Genomic DNA, 1,103 nt, shown 5'->3' on the forward strand with positions numbered 1-1,103 from the left:
CGACCCGGACGGCCGCGCGGCTGTCCCCCCGGGTCGGACCCTGGTTGACGATCGCGACCGGGATGTCGAGCTCCGCCGCACGGAGCACGAACCGGTAGCCGGACATCACCGTCAGCGACGATCCGAGGATCAGCAGCGCCCTGGCCCCCTCGACCAGCCGGAACGCCTCCGCGGCACGGTCGCGCCGAAGAACACCACGTCCGGTTCCAGCTCGTCACCGTCGCACCGGCGGCAGCCCACCATGACGAAGGCGGCGACCATGTCGTCGGGGAGCGTGACATCGCCGTCCGGGTTGCTCTGCGCGGCGCCGACATGGAATCCGGGATTGACCGCCCGCAGACGCTGGTCGAGCTCGAGGCGAGGGCTCACGTCGCCGCAGCCGCGGCATAGCACGCGCGACAGCCTGCCGTGCAAATCGATGACGCGCCGTAAGCCGGCACGCTGGTGCAGGCCGTCGACGTTCTGCGTCACGACACCGGTCACCAGGCCGTCCTGCTCCAACCGGGCCAGTGCACGGTGGCCCGGGTTCGGCTCCGCCCGGGCCACCCGCCGCCACCCGGCATGGCTGCGGGCCCAGTAGCGGTGCCGGGCCGCGGGATCATCGGTGAACTCCTGATAGGTCATCGGGGTGTGATGGCGCAGTGCCCCGTTCGGACCCCGGTAGTCCGGAATACCGGAGTCGGTGGAGATCCCCGCACCGGTCACCACCACGACCCCGCCGGCCGCGGCCAGCGAGCAGAGCCGGTCGAATGCCTCGCCCCCGCCACCCGTCACCTGCTGTCGCGCACCGTCCCTCACACCGTCTATGCTGCCCGATCCGGCCGTGCCCCGGATGCCCGTTCCGCGCCACCGCTCCCCGCCCGTCCGCTCCCCGCCCGTCCGGGGATGGAGCCCGGGGGGAGACGTCCCGGCAGGTTGATGTTTCGGACACCGGCATCGATACGTCGTGTAGTCGTCCTAGCCGTGTGGTGTGATCAGGCCCAGGGTCGTACGGTTGCGGCAAAGCCAGCCTTCCCGAGGGTGGTTACGACGATGGACGGCGAGAACGCACAGGTCGGCACCAGGCACGCCGAGTCGGGGGATGCCCGGCGCCACCCCTCCGA

General features: G+C 71.4%; 1 pseudogene. It reads right to left on the reverse strand.

The features are described from left to right. Nucleotides 1-807: pseudogene (locus tag ACY5KJ_RS19425) on the reverse strand (Sir2 family NAD-dependent protein deacetylase); the annotation flags it as partial. Nucleotides 808-1,103: the final 296 nt, after the last annotated feature.

The sequence above is a fragment of the Frankia sp. CcWB3 genome (assembly GCF_977927595.1).